Annotated in this window: 14 protein-coding genes; 11 read left to right on the top strand and 3 right to left on the bottom strand. The window is 64.6% G+C overall.

Going from position 1 to position 16,795, the window contains the following annotated elements; genetic code table 11:
* The first annotated feature begins 37 nt into the window (after window positions 1–37).
* The 6 genes from GXP39_05030 to GXP39_05005 all read left to right on the top strand — a co-directional run bounded on the left by GXP39_05030 (window position 38) and on the right by GXP39_05005 (window position 5,005).
* Window positions 38–751: a class I SAM-dependent methyltransferase gene (locus GXP39_05030; protein NOZ27402.1), complete on the top strand. Its 714-nt coding sequence runs from the start codon at window positions 38–40 to the stop codon at window positions 749–751.
* Between the two features lie 11 nt (window positions 752–762).
* The gene (locus GXP39_05025) at window positions 763–1,770 is read left to right on the top strand and encodes a hypothetical protein (protein NOZ27401.1); all 1,008 of its coding nucleotides are present in this window, start codon (window positions 763–765) and stop codon (window positions 1,768–1,770) included.
* Window positions 1,763–2,344 carry a UbiX family flavin prenyltransferase gene (locus tag GXP39_05020; protein ID NOZ27400.1) on the top strand — a complete coding sequence of 194 codons (582 nt, stop codon included), beginning with the start codon at window positions 1,763–1,765 and terminating at the stop codon, window positions 2,342–2,344. Before GXP39_05025 ends, GXP39_05020 begins: the two co-directional genes overlap by 8 nt.
* Before the next feature lie 58 nt (window positions 2,345–2,402).
* On the top strand, window positions 2,403–2,888 hold the full coding sequence (locus GXP39_05015) for a pyridoxamine 5'-phosphate oxidase family protein (protein ID NOZ27399.1): 486 nt from the start codon (window positions 2,403–2,405) through the stop codon (window positions 2,886–2,888).
* Window positions 2,889–3,052: 164 nt separating this feature from the next.
* Window positions 3,053–4,027, top strand: a complete 975-nt coding sequence (locus GXP39_05010) for a flippase-like domain-containing protein (protein NOZ27398.1) — start codon at window positions 3,053–3,055, stop codon at window positions 4,025–4,027.
* Between the two features lie 3 nt (window positions 4,028–4,030).
* Window positions 4,031–5,005, top strand: coding sequence for a glycosyltransferase family 2 protein (locus GXP39_05005; GenBank protein ID NOZ27397.1), 975 nt, complete (start codon window positions 4,031–4,033; stop codon window positions 5,003–5,005).
* 114 nt (window positions 5,006–5,119) lie between these two features.
* Here GXP39_05005 and GXP39_05000 read toward each other — a convergent pair whose 3' ends face one another.
* Window positions 5,120–6,124 (bottom strand): hypothetical protein, encoded by a 1,005-nt coding sequence (locus GXP39_05000; protein ID NOZ27396.1) that lies wholly within the window; start codon window positions 6,122–6,124, stop codon window positions 5,120–5,122.
* 302 nt (window positions 6,125–6,426) lie between these two features.
* Here GXP39_05000 and GXP39_04995 point away from each other — a divergent pair, with 302 nt between their 5' ends.
* A complete protein-coding gene (locus GXP39_04995; protein NOZ27395.1) occupies window positions 6,427–8,862 on the top strand; it encodes a glycyl radical protein in 2,436 nt (811 codons plus the stop codon).
* Window positions 8,863–8,880: 18 nt separating this feature from the next.
* On the opposite strand, the gene GXP39_04990 is transcribed toward GXP39_04995, so the two are convergent.
* On the bottom strand, window positions 8,881–9,900 hold the full coding sequence (locus tag GXP39_04990; GenBank protein NOZ27394.1) for an ROK family protein: 1,020 nt from the start codon (window positions 9,898–9,900) through the stop codon (window positions 8,881–8,883).
* 158 nt (window positions 9,901–10,058) lie between these two features.
* Between GXP39_04990 and GXP39_04985 the strand changes: the two genes are divergently transcribed.
* The 4 genes from GXP39_04985 (at window position 10,059) to GXP39_04970 (ending at window position 15,343) form a co-directional block, all read left to right on the top strand.
* Window positions 10,059–11,303, top strand: coding sequence for a methyltransferase (locus tag GXP39_04985; protein NOZ27393.1), 1,245 nt, complete (start codon window positions 10,059–10,061; stop codon window positions 11,301–11,303).
* A gap of 513 nt (window positions 11,304–11,816) precedes the next feature.
* The gene (locus tag GXP39_04980; protein NOZ27392.1) at window positions 11,817–12,089 is read left to right on the top strand and encodes a MoaD/ThiS family protein; all 273 of its coding nucleotides are present in this window, start codon (window positions 11,817–11,819) and stop codon (window positions 12,087–12,089) included.
* Window positions 12,090–12,220: 131 nt separating this feature from the next.
* Window positions 12,221–14,329: a molybdopterin-synthase adenylyltransferase MoeB gene (moeB, locus tag GXP39_04975; GenBank protein ID NOZ27391.1), complete on the top strand. Its 2,109-nt coding sequence runs from the start codon at window positions 12,221–12,223 to the stop codon at window positions 14,327–14,329.
* A gap of 84 nt (window positions 14,330–14,413) precedes the next feature.
* Window positions 14,414–15,343: a cysteine synthase gene (locus tag GXP39_04970; GenBank protein NOZ27390.1), complete on the top strand. Its 930-nt coding sequence runs from the start codon at window positions 14,414–14,416 to the stop codon at window positions 15,341–15,343.
* Between the two features lie 382 nt (window positions 15,344–15,725).
* On the opposite strand, the gene rsmA is transcribed toward GXP39_04970, so the two are convergent.
* Window positions 15,726–16,598 (bottom strand): ribosomal RNA small subunit methyltransferase A, encoded by an 873-nt coding sequence (gene rsmA / locus GXP39_04965; protein NOZ27389.1) that lies wholly within the window; start codon window positions 16,596–16,598, stop codon window positions 15,726–15,728.
* Window positions 16,599–16,795: the final 197 nt, after the last annotated feature.

The raw sequence follows: 16,795 nt of genomic DNA, 5'->3' as shown, positions 1-16,795 counted from the left end.
GACGCTTCCACCCGTCCGACTCGAAGGCGCCATGCACATGTCCTCACAACCACCCTTCCCGGAAGGGGAAGACAAGGCCACATACGTCAACCGCATGTTCGCCGCCATCGCCGCCCGGTATGACCTCATGAACCGCCTGATGACCGGCGGACGAGATCAAGCCTGGCGCCGCTATGTGATCGAGATCGCCCAACTGCCGCCGGGCGGCCGCCTTCTGGACGTCGCCACCGGCACGGGCGACATCGGCTACGAAGCCCTGCGTCAGGTCCCCGACGCTCAAGTGGTCGGCGTGGACTTCACCCTCGAGATGATGCGGGTGGGACAGCGCAAGCGAAACCTCGGCCGCATGGCCTTCGTGGGGGGAGACGCCTGTCGGCTGCCGTTTCCCGACGACACGTTCGATGTGGTGACGTCGGGGTTTGGCATGCGCAATGTGGTCGACCTTGAGGCGACCTTCGCCGAGCAACGACGGGTGGCTCGGCCGGGCGGCCGGATCATCTGCCTGGAGATCACCCCACCGGCCGACGGCTTGTGGGGAGCCTTGTATCGGATCTACTTCTTCCGCCTGGTCCCCCTCATCGGCGGGCTGATCACGGGACGACCGGATGCGTATGCCTACCTGCCCCACTCCACCGAGCGGTTCCTCGCCCCTGACGAGCTGAAGGCGCTCATGGAATCCGTCGGGCTGCGGCACGTGCGTTATCGCCGGCTGATGCTGGGGACGGTGGCGATCCACATGGGAATCAAATGAGAGGTGAGCCCATGAACGGATACGAGCGGGTGATGTCGGCTATCGATGGAGTGCGAGGGACGGAGATCCCCGCCGGGCCGTTGCTGATGACCTTTGCGGCCGCACACATCGGCGTCCCGTACGATCGCTACGTCCGGGATGCCAGGCTTCTGGTGGAGGCTCAATGCGCCGCGGCGGAGGAGTATGATCTGGACATCGTCACCGTCTGCTCGGATCCGGTACGAGAGGCACACGCCTGCGGTGCGAAGTGCAACTTCCCGGAGGACGGTGTACCCTCCGCCACCGAGCCGCTGATCCGGGATCCGGCCGACCTGGCCCGGCTGGAGATGCCCGATCCGGAGCGATCCGAGCGCACGCGTGACCGCATCGAGGCCGTGCGCCTGTTCCGGGAGCGGGTGGGCGGTCAGCGCGCCATCCTGGGCTGGATCGAGTCCCCCTTCCAGGAGGTGACCGTCCTCCACGGGCTACAGCAGACGATGCTGGACATGATCGATCGGCCCGACTTCGTGCGGGACATGCTCGCCTTCGCCGTGGAGATGGAGATCCGCTTCGGGCTGGCCCAGGCGGCCGCCGGCGCCGACATCATCGGGGCGGGCGATGCGGTGGCCTCGCTCATCTCGCCCCAACTCTACGAGGCCTTCAGCCGTCCCTATATGAGCCAGGTGTGTCGAGCGCTGCAGCGGGCCGGGGTCAAGGTGAAGTATCACGCCTGCGGTGATACGAGACACCTCCTGCCCTCCTTTGCCGGCCTGGGCGCTGACATCTACAACCTGGAGGCCGACCTCGGTCTGGCGCGCCGCCGCCTGGGAGATGATGTCTGCCTGAAGGGAAACGTGGATACCGTCGAATACCTGCTGGAGGGCACGCCCGAATCCGTATATCAGGCAGGCCAGGCGGCGATCCGGGCGGCGGGCGGTTACGGCATCATCCTCTCCGGCGGATGCGAGATCCCCAAGGCGACGCCGCCTGAGAACTTGCACGCGCTGGTGCGTGCAGCCCGGGAGTATCCCCATGACTGAGCGCCTGATCGTGGCCATCACCGGCGCCTCCGGCGTGATCTACGGCATTCGCCTGCTGGAGATGCTGGCCACCACCGATGAGATCGAGACCCACCTGATCCTCTCTCCTGCGGCCAAGATCACCATCGCCCAGGAGACGGGCTGGAAGGTCTCCGATGTGCAGGCGCTGGCCGAGGTCGCCTACGACAATCGGGACGTCGGGGCTGCGATCGCCTCCGGATCGTACCGAACCCATGGCATGGTCGTGGTGCCGTGCAGCATCAAGTCGCTGTCCGCCATCGCCCACTCCTACGCGGCCGATCTGGTGGCCCGGGCCGCCGACGTGACGCTGAAGGAGGGACGCCCGGTCCTGCTGGTGGTGCGGGAGGCACCGTTGCATCTGGGACACTTGCGGCTCATGGTCCAGGCAGCCGAGATCGGGTGCGTGATCTTCCCGCCGGTGCCCGCCTTCTACGCCCGCCCGCAGAGCGTGGACGAGATCATCGACAACACGGTGGGGCGTATCCTGGCGCGGCTGGGCATCGAGAACAGCTTATATCACCGCTGGCAGGGGCTGGCGGGTCCACGTGAATAAAGTGTGACGACCTTCATCCTCCGTTCATCGTCCATCGTCCGGAGCTTTGGGAAGCCAAATGCCGGATACCTTACGAGACCGCATCGCCAAGTTCCTCGCCGTACACACGACGATGACGCTGGCGACGGTGGGGCCGGACGGCGCTCCCCAGGCCGCCGCCGTGTTCTACGCGCCCGACGACAGGCTCAACCTCTACTTCCTCTCGGAGCCCGACTCCCGGCACGCCCGCAATCTGTCCCTTGATCCTCGCGTGGCGGCAACGATCCACGCCGACGGCCAGGATTGGCGATCCATCACCGGCCTTCAGATCGAGGGCACGGCCGAGCAGGTAAAAGACGCCCGAGAGCTGGCCCATGCCACCCGAACCTACGCCGCCCGCTTCGATTTCGTGGCCGGGCTGCTCACGGGCGCCGGGGAGGGACCCGCCACGCTCGTCGGCCCGCTGGCCCGCAGCCGCCTCTACGTGCTCCGTCCCCGCTGGATCCGGCTGATCGACAACCGGGTGCGGTTCGGACACAAGGAGGAGTGGCGGGTGAGCGAGTGAGCGAGTCGATGAATCAGCGAGTGGGCAAATCGGGATTGATCAGCGTGCACCAGCGAAATCAGCGTCCCATCTCCAGCAGGATTCGGAACAGTGCTGCCACCCCGTCATTGTACAATCCCCTATCCCTGTGCTAGAATGCGGCGATCGCACAGGAGAAGGGATCGTTGGGGACACCGAGATCGCCGCGTGGGCGACGCTATCTGAGCCAGATCATCAAAATCGCCGTCAGCGTGATCCTGCTGGCGGCGTTGTTGCGCGGGGTAGACTGGCGTCACATCCTGGCGGAGTTACAGCAGGCCAATCCCGCCTGGGTGGCGGCCGCGTGGGCACTGTTCGTCGCAGGGCTGGCATTGCGGGCCTGGCGCTGGGAGGGACTGCTAGTCGCCAGCGACATTCACGTCCCGCTGGGGATCCTCACCCGTTGGTACTTCATCGGCGGCTTCTTCAACACGGTGCTTCCCACCGGCTTCGGCGGCGACGTGGTGAAGACGTACGTGCTGGCCCGATACTCATCCCGCCCTGGCGCGGCCGCCGGCTCGGTCCTCGTCGATCGCTTCTCCGGCATCTTGGCGCTGTTGCTGATCGGCGGGGCCGCGCTGCTGGCCGCCCCCGGGCTGGCCACCCCCATCACGGCCGGATTGATCTGGCTGCTGCTGGTCGGCGCCCTGATCGCGCTGGCGCTCATGGCACAAAAGGGCGTACGGGATTGGGTGCACCAGCACATCCCCTGGCTGGCGCATACCAAGCTCGGACAGGCGCTGCTGGATGCCATCCCGGCCTATGGGATCCGTCCCATCCTGCGGGCTCTGGTCATCTCACTGGCCTTCGACGGGCTGCTCATTGGCGTCAACGTCTGCCTGGCGCACTCCCTCGGCCTGAGCGTGGCGCTGCCCTACTTCTTCATCTTCGTGCCGTTGATCTCCCTCTCCTTACTCCTGCCCTCGGTGGGAGGGTTAGGCGTGCGGGAGCTGAGCTATGTGGCCCTGTTCGGGCAGGCGGGTGTGGCGCCAGCGGCCGCCACGGCGCTTTCCCTGCTTTACTACGCGGTGACGCTGGGCTCCGGCCTGCTGGGTGGCCTCCTCTATCTCCTGCCCACATCAGAGCCCGTGCCCATGACATCCGTTTCCCGGAGGGAATGATCGGTGCCTGAGGAGACGCGATCCCCCGAGATCTCCGTGGTCATCCCGCTCTACAACGAGGCGGAGAACATCCCCGAGCTGTACCGCCAGCTCACGAAGGCGCTGGAGAGCATGGGCCGCCCGTACGAGATCATCATCGCCGATGACGGGAGCACGGACGGCAGTTTTCAGGCGCTGGCCGAGATCCACGAGCGGGATCCTCGCGTGAAGGTGATCCGCTTTCGGCGCAATTACGGACAGACGGCCGGGTTTGCCGCCGGATTCGAGCGAGCGCGCGGGGAGTGGATCGTCACCATGGATGCGGACTTACAGAACGACCCGGCGGACATCCCCCGGCTGATCGCCAAGGCGGAGGAGGGATACGATGTGGTGAGCGGCTGGCGAGTGCATCGCCAAGATGCGCTGCTCACTCGCAAGATCCCGTCTCGGATCGCCAACTGGCTGATCGCCCGGGTGACCGGCGTATATCTGCACGACTACGGCTGCTCGCTCAAGGTCTATCATCGGGATGTGGTGAAGAACATCCGGCTGTACGGCGAGCTGCATCGCTTCGTCCCGGCGGTGGCCAGCGGTGTGGGGATCACCGTAGCCGAGGTCCCGGTGAACCATCGCGCCCGGGAGCGGGGCCAGTCCAAGTATGCCGGACTGCGCAAGACTATCTCCCGCACCGTCAAGGTATTCCTGGACCTGCTGACGGTGCGGTTCCTGCTCAGCTACTCCACTCGCCCTATCCATATCTTCGGCACATTGGGGCTGGTGCTCTCCGGGCTGGGAGGGCTGCTGGGGCTCTACCTGACGTTCGAGAAGCTGGCCCTGGGACAGAACATCGGCACCCGGCCGCTGCTTTTGCTGTCGGTACTGCTGGTCATCCTGGGCGTGCAGATGATCAGCATGGGGCTGCTGGGCGAGGTGATGGTACGCATCTACTTCGAGGCGCAGGACAAGCCGATCTACGTGGTGCGGGAGGTGCTGGAGTAGGCGCTCAGCATACCGGCAAGCCCCTCGCTCACAGCTCATAGTATCCCAGGAGCCACCAAGGGCTGGAAAAGATCACCAGCTCCTTCACAATACCACGCCCGACACGGCTCGCGCTCATCCATCTCGGCGCCGACGGGAGAACAGCCACAACACGCCGGCTACGCCGCCCAACACGGTGAAGGGATGGGCACTGGCCCACAAGCCCACCCGTAGCGCCTTGCGAAACCGCTCCGTCTGCTCGGCCATCCCCAACGGCGGGACGACAGGCTGATCCCAATCGAAGTCCCGCAACCGGGTCAGGAACCCCTGCTGCACACATCCCTCCAGGCTGAACACATGGATGTCGTGGGTCCAACGATGGGCCAGACGGAGATCCCGAGCGAACTCGCTCCAGTCCAGAGGGGGAGGCAACGTAACCCCCTCGAACTCCACGCCGCCCCCGGTAACCCCCACGCCCACCGACTGGGCATCCCGTGCGTAGCTCCAGAGGAAGCCGGGGCCGCGCGGCCGCATGTAGCTGGTATACAACATCAGGACCTCACGGTCGGCGGGGATATCCACCAGGCCGCCCAGGCGCTGAAGCAGCGAGGAGCCCGCCTCCCGCTCGTCGATGATGAACGGGATCAGATAACTGTCCACATGGTAGCCATCCGCCCGAATCTGCGCCACCAGCGCGCTATACTCGATCTGGGCGCGACGCAGCCTCTCCCGATCGAAGAGCCGCCGCAACACCCTGGGCAGCACCTGCCATCGGTTGACCGCCAACTGCCGGGCCTCGCGGAAATCCGGCTCGATATCCAGGCCCACACCCGCCCAGCGAAGATCATGCTCGGCTGTCCAGGCCTTGAACGCCACATAGCGGGCGGCCGCCTGCGAGGCATTGTTCTGGTTGAACCAATACCCCTGGCTCTTGGGCAGCAGCAGCCAGGCGATCACAGGAATGCCTGCCTTGTTCAGGCGACGCACGACCTTGGCCCGTTCGGAGGAGAGGTCCAGGATGCCCAGGCTGACGCTGGCATCCAGGGCCTTTAGATCGTTGATCACCTTCGATCCGGAGAACAGCTCCTGCAACGCGTCAGCTTCCAGCTCGCAAAAGAACGTCAATCGAGGATGTGCCATATCCTTCGCTCCATGAGTAAGAGTTCATCTGCCGACGTCATCCTATCGTACCAGCTTTCGGGCGAATCGTACAGCCCGGAAGGACCGCCCCACGAGAGCCACCGGCCGACCGGGCTGCTTCGCACCCCCTTCTATCCTGACAGCAACTCGGCCCCATGCTAACGCAACGCGTCAGACGTGTCAAAGGCGGTGACACAGCGAACAGGCATAGAGCGCAATAAGTTGCTCCACCTCACGCTTGAACATATAATAGGATCACTGTGATTACCAGGATCGGCCGTTATGTCGAAGGAAGGCACCGGATGGACAGGACAATTGCGCTGAACCAACTTCGAGAGGACCCAATACTGGCGTTTCCGCCCGACGAGTGGAGGACCACCCGCCCTACGGACCGTATTGCCCGCCTGAAGCGGCGGATCATGGAGACGGAGCGCCAGATCGACATCGAGCGGGCCCGCTACGCCACACAAAGCTACAAGCGCACCGAGGGGCTGCCGATGCCCATCCGACGCGCCCATATGCTGCTGGACCTGGTGCGCCATATGAGCATCGCCATCTACCCGGGCGAGTTGATCGTGGGCAACCGGTCGCTGCTCCCCCGCATGGGCGTCATCGCCCCTGAGGGAGCGGTGAACTGGCTGGACGAGGAGCTGGAGATCCTGCCTATCCGGCCGCAAGACCCGTTCCAGATCAGCCCCGAGCAGATCCGGGAACTGCGAGGGGAGATCTTTCCCTACTGGCGCGGCAAGACGTTGGAGGACATCGTCGCCGCCCGGCTGCCAGACGACGTGAGGCGAGCCGTCAAGGGCAAAGCGTTTAGCCTGAATCAGACCGACCACGCCCAGGGGCACATCCTGCCCGATGTAGAGGGATGGCTGCGACTCGGGGTGAACGGCCTGCGAGACAAAGTGGAAGCCGCCCGGCAACGCCTGGAAGCCCAGACGGTGGAGCAGCAGATCTTCTACGAGGCGGCCTCCATCGCTCTGCAGGCCGCCCATGAGTTCATGAACCGCTACGCCAACCTGGCGCGAAGCCTGGCTGCCCAGGAGCCCGATCGCCAACGGCGAGAGGAGCTCTTGCGCATCGCCGACACGTGCCGCTGGGTCTCCGAGCATCCCCCTCGTGACTTCTGGGACGCCCTGCAGCTGGTCTGGTTCCTCTTCACGCTGCTACAGGTCGAATCGAACGCCAGCAGCTTCTCGCCCGGGCGCCTTGATCAATACCTGCTGCCCTACCTGGAGCAAGATCTGGCGGACGGCCGGCTGACCCTGCCGCAGGCCCAGGAGCTCCTGGAGGCGCTGTGGCTCAAGTTCAACGAGGTCGTCCTGCTGCGCAGCAGCGCCAGCGCCCGATACTTCGCCGGGTTTCCCATCGGCTTCAACGTCATCCTGGGCGGGCAACTACCGGACGGCCGGGATGCGACCAACTTCCTCAGCTACATGTGCCTGCGGGCCCAGGCGGACCTGCGGCTCACCCAGCCCAACCTCTCCATCCGCATCCACCGGAACAGCCCGGATGACTTCCTGATGACCGCCTCGTACGTCATCAGCCTGGGCACCGGTATGCCCCAGGTCTTCAACGACGAGGTCATCATCCCCGGCCAGATCCGCCGAGGCGTCGCCCCCGAGGACGCGATGAACTACGCCGTGGTCGGGTGCGTGGAGCTCTCCACGCCGGGCAAGGCGCTGGGCTGGAGCGACGCGGCCATGTTCAACATGACGCGCGTCCTGGAGCTCACGCTGTTCGGCGGCAAGGACCCGCAGACGGGCGAGCAGATCGGACTGGAGACCCCACCCCTGACCGAGATGCGCTCCTTCGCCGAATTGGAGGCCGCGTACGACCGGCAGATGGCCCATTTCATCGATCTGATGGTGAAGGGGTGTGATATCGTCGATCGGACCCACGCCGACGTATATCCCTCCCCCTTTCTCTCACTGGTCGTTCAGGACTGCATCGAGCGCGGCGTGGACGTGACCGCCGGGGGAGCGCATTACAACTTCTCGGGCGTGCAGGGCGTGCAGATCGCCAACGTGGCCGACAGCCTGGCCGCCGTGCGACAGGCCATCTTTGAAGAGGGATGGCTCACAGCGGAAGAGCTGCTGACGGCGCTCCGGGAGGACTTCGCCGGCCGGGAGCCGTTGCGCCAGCGCCTCATCCACCGGGTGCCCAAGTACGGCAACGACGACGACCGGGTGGACGATCTGGCGAGGAAATGGGCGGATCGCTACTGCGATCTGGTAGCCCGATATCCGACGATCCGAGGCGGCACCTATCAACCCGGCTTCTACACCGTCTCCGCCCATGTGCCCATGGGGGCCAACGTGGGCGCCACCCCTGACGGTCGACGCGCCGGGACCCCACTGGCCGACGGCGGGCTCTCCCCCATGGCCGGGCGGGATCGTCGAGGGCCCACGGCCGTCCTCCGCTCCGTCAGCAAGCTGAACCTGGAGCTGGCCTCTAACGGCACCCTATTGAACATGAAATTCCTGCCCACCTTCTTCGAAAGCGAGGCGATGCTGCGGAAGTTCATCACCTTCCTCCGCACCTTCTGCCGCCTGAGGATCCCGCACGTGCAGTTCAACGTGATCTCCAGCGAGACGCTGCGCGAGGCCCAGGCAAAGCCGGAGGAATACCGCCACCTGGTCGTCCGGGTGGCCGGCTACAGCGCCTACTTCACGGAGCTGGACCGGGAGCTACAGGACGAGATCATCCGGCGCACGGAGTTCGCCGAGATATAATCAGGCTCGGCTATCCGGTCAGGACACGGCGGACAGCGCCTGTCGGGCCAGCCAGCCGCATCCCAGGAGCGGCGCGTCATCCCACAGCTCGGTGCAGACGATGCGCACCTGCGCAGCTACCGACCGATAGCAATGATGCGGCACGGCCCGGCGAGCGGGCTCCAACAGCAGATCGCCACACCGGGCCACGCTGCTGCCGATCACATACAGATCGATGCCCAGGATCATGGCCATCGTGGCCACGGCGGCGCCCAGCGTCTCGCCCGCCCTGGCGAGCACCCGCACCGCCACTGGATCGCCCGCCTGAGCCTGTGCGGCCACCGTCTCCCCGGTGATCGGCTCCTCCATAGGGGCGGCCTGGCCCTCTCGTTGCAGCGCCCGTTGATAGCGCCGGGCCAGCCAGGGGCCGGAGAGATACGTCTCGACGCATCCCCGATTGCCACAGGAACAGGGCTCGCCGTCCGGGTCCAGGGTGATGTGCCCCACCTCGCCCGCCGTGTTGTGGAGACCCCGATAGAGCTGCCCATCGGCGATGATGGCCGCCCCCACCCCCGTGCCGACCACGATGAAGACCATGCTCCGCTCGCCTCGCCCGGCCCCGTAGTGAAACTCGCCCAACGCGGCCGCCTTGGCGTCGTGCTCCAGGGCCACGGGCACGCCCAGACGGTCGGACAGCATCTGCCGGAAGGACACGTTCCGCCATCCCAGGTTCGGCGGGTCGATGATCGTCCCCGTCACATGATCGACCGGCCCCGGCGTGCAGATGCCCACGGCGGCGACTCGGGCGCCATCCGGCACCTCTCGCTGTAAGTCCGATATCTGTTGAGCGATCCGCTCCACGGCCGACTCGGGACCATCCTCCGCCCGGGTCGGGATGCGCGCCCGCGCCACTACCCGATCAGCCGGATCGATCAACCCCAATGCGACCTTGGTCGCCCCCAGGTCGACGCCGACCACCCAATCCCCCATGGTTCCCTCCATGTTCCAGAGATCACGCACAGGCGCATCGTATCCCAGTGGCGATTCGCTGTCAAACATTCTTCAACGGCCCTCATCCCCCAGACCTCCTTCTCCCGGGCTCGAGAGAAGAGAGCTCAACGGTGGCGGGCGCCCATATGAACCTCGGACGAGATATGAGCGAACGGCCGTCATATGGTAGAATAAGGGTGTCTCATATACGCCACAAGGAGGAGGCAATGAACGCCCGTGAGCGGGTTCTGGCCGCCATCGCCCACAAAGAACCGGATCGGGTTCCCATCGACCAAGGGTCCATGCGGTCGACCGGCATCATGGCCATCGCCTACAACCGGCTGAAGGCTCATCTGGGCATCGGAGAGGGGACGACGTTCGTCTACGACCTGGTGCAGCAATTGGCCCAGCCCGAGGATTGGTTCCTGGAGCGATTCCACGTGGATGCGATCGACCTCGGGCGGGCGACGACGGGGCCCGCGCAATGGAAGCCCTGGACGCTGCCCGATGGCTCGCCGGCCATGGTGCCCGACTGGTTCCAGCCGGAGCGGGAGAACGGCGCCTGGGTGATCAAAGACGCTGGTGGGACGGTCATCGGGAGGATGCCCAAAGATTCCCTGTACATCGACCAGGCGTACTGGCCGCTGGCCGGCCCCGACGGCCTCGACAACTATGAGCCGCTCGAGGAGAAGATGGCGCAGGTCATCTGGGCCGCGCTACCCTCCCCGCCGTTCGACCGCCCTCTCACCGACGAGTGGCTGGACGAGATCGGCCGGGTGGCCCGCCATCTCTATGAGAACACCGACTACGCCATCTCCCTCTCCATCGGCTGCAACCTGTTCGAATGGTGCCAGTGGCTCTTCGGCATGGAGAACACGTACATCTACATGGCCGCCGAGAAGCGCAAGCTGGGCCGGTTCCTGGATCGCCTCACCGAGTTGCATCTGGAGACGCTGAGCCGCCTGTTGCCCAAGGTGCGCGGCTATGTGCAGGTCCTGGTCGTTGGCGATGACCTGGGCATGCAGACCCGGCCGCAGATGTCGCCGGAGATGTACCGGGAGCTGTTCCTGCCACGCCACAAGCGCATCTACCAATACGCTCGGGAGCAGGGCGACGCCCATATCTTCCTGCATTCGTGCGGCAGCATCTACGATCTGATCCCCGACCTGATCGAGGCCGGGGTGGAGATCCTGAACCCGGTCCAGACCAGCGCGGAGGGCATGGACCCCGAACGGCTCAAGCGGGAGTTCGGGAGGGACCTCACCTTCTGGGGCGGCGGCTGCGACACGCAACACATCCTGCCCCACGGCACGCCCGAGGAGGTGCGAGAGGATGTACGGCGCCGGCTGGAGATCTTCATGCCCGGCGGAGGATACGTCTGGAACCAGGTGCACAACGTGATGGCCGATGTGCCGCCGGAGAACGTGGAGGCCATGCTGGAGGCCGCCTACGAGTTCGGACGATATGGGTGAGAGGGCCACGATCTCAATTGGGAGATTTCCACAACTCGATTTGACAATATCTCCCGAAGGCATATAATGTCGGTAGTCTGAAGCGCGTCGGGTGTGTGTTCATCACACCCCCCAGATCCAGGAAAGAGATCCGTAAGGAATACGTATGCGAATGGGTTTCGCCCTCCAGTCAAAAGGCTGGCAATCGCTGATGTCGTTTACGTGCATCTGTCCATAGCGGGAGCAATCGATCGTCCCAGGGAAGAGCCTGGTGTACGATGCGGTTGCCCCGCCTATCGGCAGAGGCGATGAGTCACGCCAGCTTGGGCAAACCCGTGTCGCATATGGATACATAAAAATCAATACGTCTCTCTTCCGGCCGTTCAACGATCAGGACAAGGCCCCATCACCGGGACATCATCAGGCCGGTCGTACCAAGCGTTTGTGCGGGACTCATCGCATAGCTTTTCGCTATCAGGATGAGTCCCGTTTTTCTTTGCACGAGAATCCAACTTTCAACACAGGAGGACAACCATGGTCACGGTTTACATTCCGACTCCACTACGTCGCCTCACCGGCGGCCAATCACGGGTCCAGGCATCCGGTCAGACCGTCCTGGAGATCGTCGAGGACCTGGAGCGGCAATTCCCGGGCTTTCGGGACCGTCTATTGGATGAAAACGGCGAGATCAAGCGCTTTCTCAGCGTCTATGTGAACGAGGACGAGATCCGCACCTTGCAGGGCAAGAACACCCCGGTCTCCGAGAGCGACAAGATCTCCATTGTGCCCGCTATGGCCGGCGGATGACGAGAGACATACAGAAGGCCCGGCGCCATGCCGCCGACGCGACGGCACGGGCCGTTGCGATACGGATCCTCGCCTGGATTGGGCGCGCTAATCGAGCGAAGCGAGAACACCAGATATGAGGAGCATGAGCCATGCCTGAAAAGGCAAAAGGTTTCTTGATCACAGCGGAGTGGTTAAAGGAGCATCTGAAGGATCCCGATCTGCGGATCATCGACGTACGCCCCACGCTGGAGCAGATCGAGTCCGGCTATCCATGGGGCCACATCCCGGGAGCGGTCCATTTGGACACCCGGCAGCTCTTCACCACGATCGATGGCATACCGGGCAAGCTGGTGCCACAAGCCACCGGCGAGGCCATCCTCGGCCGGCTTGGGCTCTCCCGGGATGACCGGGTCGTGGTATACGACGACTCAGGAGGGCCGCTGGCGGCGCAGATCGCCTGGCTGTTGGACTACTGGGGCCAGAGGGAAGTGTATCTGCTGGACGGAGGATGGCAGGCCTGGCTGGAGGCCGGAGGCGAGGTGAGCACGGACGAACCACGCCTTTCGCCAAAGGAGTATCACGCCCAGCCAGACGAGAGCAAGATCGCGACCATCGACTGGATCGAGGCGCATTTGGGACACCCGGGCGTGATCCTGGTGGACACGCGAACGCCTCAGGAATACGAGCGAGGCCATCTACCCGGCGCAATCCACCTGAATTGGGAGGACAACGTTACAACCGGGGATGTGCCGCGGTTCCTCGACGCCACGACGCTACGCCACCGGTTCGCAGAGGCGGGCATCACGCCGGACAAGGAGATCGTGGTGTACTGCGAGTCGGGGGCCCGCAGCGCTCACACCTACTGGGCGTTGCGACTGGCCGGATTCGAGAAGACGCGCAATTATGAGGGCTCGTGGGCCGAGTGGAGTCGGCGCCACGGCGTCACGGAACCCCAGCCCGTCACGGCCCAGACCGAAGACGCGCCCGTGGGGCCATGTGGACTGCCGCTCACGTCGACCGCCACGGAGACGACCGCGGAGCCCGCCGCCACCCCGCAGGGCCGGCTGACGCGTGATCAGATCCTGGCACAGGCCCGGGCGCAGGTGCCAGAGCTCGACGTATACGAGGTGAAGCGTCGCCTCGATGCGGGAGAGCCCCTGACGCTGGTGGATATCCGGGAGCGGGACGAGTGGGTCCAGGGGCATATCCCCGGCGCCCGTTTCGTGCCACGCGGCTTCCTGGAGCTGCGCATCGAGGAGATCCAGCCAGATCGGGACGCGCCCATCGTCGTCTACTGCGCGGGCGGCGTGCGCTCCCTGTTGGGCGCTCGTGATCTGAAGGCCATGGGATACACAAACGTTTACTCCATGGCCGGCGGGTTCACGCAGTGGAAGAACAGCGGGCTCCCCTTTGTGGTCCCTCGCGTCCTCAACGAGGAACAGCGCACCCGCTACAGCCGCCATATCCTGATCCCGGAGATCGGCGAGGAGGGTCAGCTCAGATTGCTGGAGTCGAAGGCACTACTGATCGGCGCAGGAGGGCTGGGCTCACCGGCGGCGCTCTATCTGGCGGCCGCCGGCGTCGGCACCATCGGCATCGTAGACTTCGACGAGGTCGACCTGTCCAACCTACAGCGCCAGATCCTGCACGGCCACAGCGATATCGGCCGCCCCAAGGTGGAGTCCGCCATCGACACGCTCAAGGAGATCAACCCGGACGTGCAGGTTATCCCCCACCGGGTGCGCCTGGATTCCAGCAACGCGCTGGACATCCTCCAAGAGTACGACATCATCCTGAACGGATCGGACAACTTCCCCACCCGGTACCTGGTGAACGATGCCTGTGTGCTGCTGGGGAAGCCGCTGGTCGACGCCAGCATCTTCATTTTCGAGGGACAGGTGACCCTGTACGACACGACGCAAGGCGGTCCCTGCTACCGCTGCATCTATCCTGATCCCCCACCCCCAGGTGAGGTACCGTCTTGTGCCGAGGCGGGCGTGCTGGGCGTCCTGCCCGGCATCATCGGGTCCCTCCAGGCTATCGAGGCGATCAAATACATCCTGCAGATCGGCGAACCGCTGATCGGCCGGCTACTGATGTTCGACGCGCTGGACATGACATTCCGGACGCTGAGGATTCGACGGGACGAGGAGTGCCCCGTCTGCGGCGAGCATCCCACCGTAACCGAGCTGATCGACTACGAGCAATTCTGTGGGCTCCCCTCAAGGCAACCGGCGGCGGCAGGGAATGGCCGCTAGCAGACCACAACACCCTTCTCACGAAGGAGAGTGAGGGAGACCATGTCACCAGTTCACGTGATGGAGCGGATCAAAACGAATGGGATGAGCCGTAGGCCAGGGGCCTTCCCCGCCGACATGACGATTTTGGACTACATCGGCAACACGCCCATGTTCCGGCTCACGCGCATCACCCGGGACCTTCCCCCCGCGGTCGAGCTGTACGTCAAGGCGGAGTGGGCCAACCCGGGCGGCTCCGTTAAGGACCGTCCGGCGCTGCGCATCATCGAGGAGGCGGAGCGAGACGGGCGACTGACGCCGGAGAAGATCATCATCGACGCCACTAGCGGCAACACGGGCATCGCCTATGCCATGATCGGGGCGGTCAAGGGGTATCAGGTGGAGCTGGTCATGCCGGCCAACGTCACCCAGGAACGCCGCCAGCTCGCCCGCATCTACGGGGCCCGGGTCATCGAAAGCGACCCCATGGAGGGAGCCGACGGGGCGATTCGACTGGTGCGACAGATCGTGGCCGAGGCGCCCGAGCGGTATTTCTACGCCGATCAATACAACAACCCGGCCAACTGGCAGGCCCACTACGACACGACCGGGCCCGAGATATGGGAGCAAACCAGGGGGCGGGTGACCCACTTCGTGGCTGGCGTCGGGACATCGGGCACGCTCATGGGGGTCGGCCGGCGGTTGAGGGCATACAACCCCCGGGTGCAACTCATCGCGGTGGAACCGGCCGATGATCTGCAGGTCATCGAGGGGCTCAAGTACATGGCGACGTCCATCGTGCCCGGCATCTACGATCCGACGCTGCCGGACCGCACGATCCATATCGAAAGCGAGCGCGCCCGGGAGATGGCGCGGCGGCTGGCACAGGAGGAAGGGCTCTTCGTCGGCTTCTCAGCCGCCGCCGCAGTGGATGCGGCGCTCCAGGTCGGCCATGAGCTAGAACGAGGCGTCATCGTGGCGCTCCTGCCGGACAGCGGGGTGAAGTACTTGAGCCTGGACCTGTTCAAATTCTAGGCGGTTTGCGCAACAGGATAGCGACGTGACTACCCGAAATCCGCTATCCAGGCGTTCAGTCGAAAGAACCCCGGAACCTTCGAGGTTCCGGGGTTCTTTCAAAGACACCTCTTGTGAATGCCCGAGGGCAGCCGCAAGCCCCCCCACCGGCGTCATGCAAGAGCGTGATAGCAGAGGCAACGGGAAACCCACTCTTCCGGCCTGCACCTGCCTTTCTCGGCCCTTCCCGAAGGACCCAGGCCGCGGCCGGGCAGGTCGAAGGCGGGAGAAGGGCCCTTTCCGGAGAGGCTTCGCCCCTCCAGGCCTCCCCATAGCAGGGGTAACGGCATCTCTCAGACACACTCTCAGACGCGCTCTAAGGCCGAGTCGCATGATCTCCAGCCTAATCGGTCGAAGGAGCCAATGCTCGCGCCAATCGCCCCCACTCCTCCAGCGAGAGCGTCTCCGCCCGACGGCGAGGGTCGATGTCCACCGACTGCAACGCAGCAGCGACCTCCGCAGAAGGCCGATGCAGCCCGGCCGCCAGGGCATTACGCAACTGCTTGCGCCGCTGACTAAAGCCTGCCCGCACTACACGAAAGAACCAGCGCACATCTTCCACAGGCACCGCTGGCTGCACACGTCGCCGCAACCGCACCACAGCCGAGTCGACCTTAGGACGTGGATAGAACGCGCCCGCCGGGATCCGATCTACGATCTCGACATTCGCATAGAAATGCACGCTCACCGCCAGCAGGCTCATATGTGGCGGCCGCGCGGCCATACGCTGCGCCACCTCTCGTTGCACCGTGAGGACCAGCAACGCTGGGGGCACGCGTGCCTCCAAAAGGTGCCGCACGGCAGCCGAGGTGATGTAGTACGGCAGGTTGGCGACGACTTTGTAGCTTGGGGGCTGCGAGGGGGCACGTTCGGCCGTCGCCTCCTCGATGAGGCGAGCGGGATCAAGCGCCAGGACATCCCCATGGATCACCCGCACATTGGAACGTCCGGCCAGCGTCTCCTCCAACACGGCCAACATCCGTTCGTCCAGCTCCACGGCCACGACGAACCCGGCCACCTCCGCCAGCCGGACGGTCAGCGTGCCCAGACCCGGGCCGATCTCCAGCACCACGTCATCGGGGGTCAGTTCCGCGGCCGCCACGATGCGGTCCAGATGCGCCTCATCGACCAGGAAGTTCTGCCCCATCCCCTTCCGGGGCCGCAGATCGAACCGCCGCAGAATCTCGTGTACGTTCACACCCACCCTCTCCCCCACTACTTCACGTCGCTCCAGCCGTCAGCGCGTTTGAAAATTTACCGGTAAGATGTCTGAGGGACTCCCTTAGCTACCAGCTCCACAGGGGGAGGTGTGGAGGAGACCTTGTCAAGTCCTGAAATACGTTTACAACAAAAAGGGGGGAAAAGGGGGCGAATCATCAGGAATCCTCCTGCGGACCAGGCACCCACACGACC

Source organism: Chloroflexota bacterium, assembly GCA_013152435.1.
In the GTDB taxonomy this organism is placed as follows: domain Bacteria; phylum Chloroflexota; class Anaerolineae; order DUEN01; family DUEN01; genus DUEN01.
This window is presented reverse-complemented; position numbering and strand designations above follow the sequence as displayed.

Bases quoted from the DNA above. Each gene is read 5' to 3' on its own strand.
- GXP39_05030 (NOZ27402.1), top strand. From the start codon at position 38: ATGTCCTCACAACCACCCTTCCCGGAAGGGGAAGACAAGGCCACATAC.
- GXP39_05025 (NOZ27401.1), top strand. From the start codon at position 763: ATGAACGGATACGAGCGGGTGATGTCGGCTATCGATGGAGTGCGAGGG.
- GXP39_05020 (NOZ27400.1), top strand. From the start codon at position 1,763: ATGACTGAGCGCCTGATCGTGGCCATCACCGGCGCCTCCGGCGTGATC.
- GXP39_05015 (NOZ27399.1), top strand. From the start codon at position 2,403: ATGCCGGATACCTTACGAGACCGCATCGCCAAGTTCCTCGCCGTACAC.
- GXP39_05000 (NOZ27396.1), bottom strand. From the start codon at position 6,124: ATGGCACATCCTCGATTGACGTTCTTTTGCGAGCTGGAAGCTGACGCG.
- GXP39_04995 (NOZ27395.1), top strand. From the start codon at position 6,427: ATGGACAGGACAATTGCGCTGAACCAACTTCGAGAGGACCCAATACTG.
- GXP39_04990 (NOZ27394.1), bottom strand. From the start codon at position 9,900: ATGTTTGACAGCGAATCGCCACTGGGATACGATGCGCCTGTGCGTGAT.
- GXP39_04985 (NOZ27393.1), top strand. From the start codon at position 10,059: ATGAACGCCCGTGAGCGGGTTCTGGCCGCCATCGCCCACAAAGAACCG.
- GXP39_04980 (NOZ27392.1), top strand. From the start codon at position 11,817: ATGGTCACGGTTTACATTCCGACTCCACTACGTCGCCTCACCGGCGGC.
- moeB (NOZ27391.1), top strand. From the start codon at position 12,221: ATGCCTGAAAAGGCAAAAGGTTTCTTGATCACAGCGGAGTGGTTAAAG.
- GXP39_04970 (NOZ27390.1), top strand. From the start codon at position 14,414: ATGAGCCGTAGGCCAGGGGCCTTCCCCGCCGACATGACGATTTTGGAC.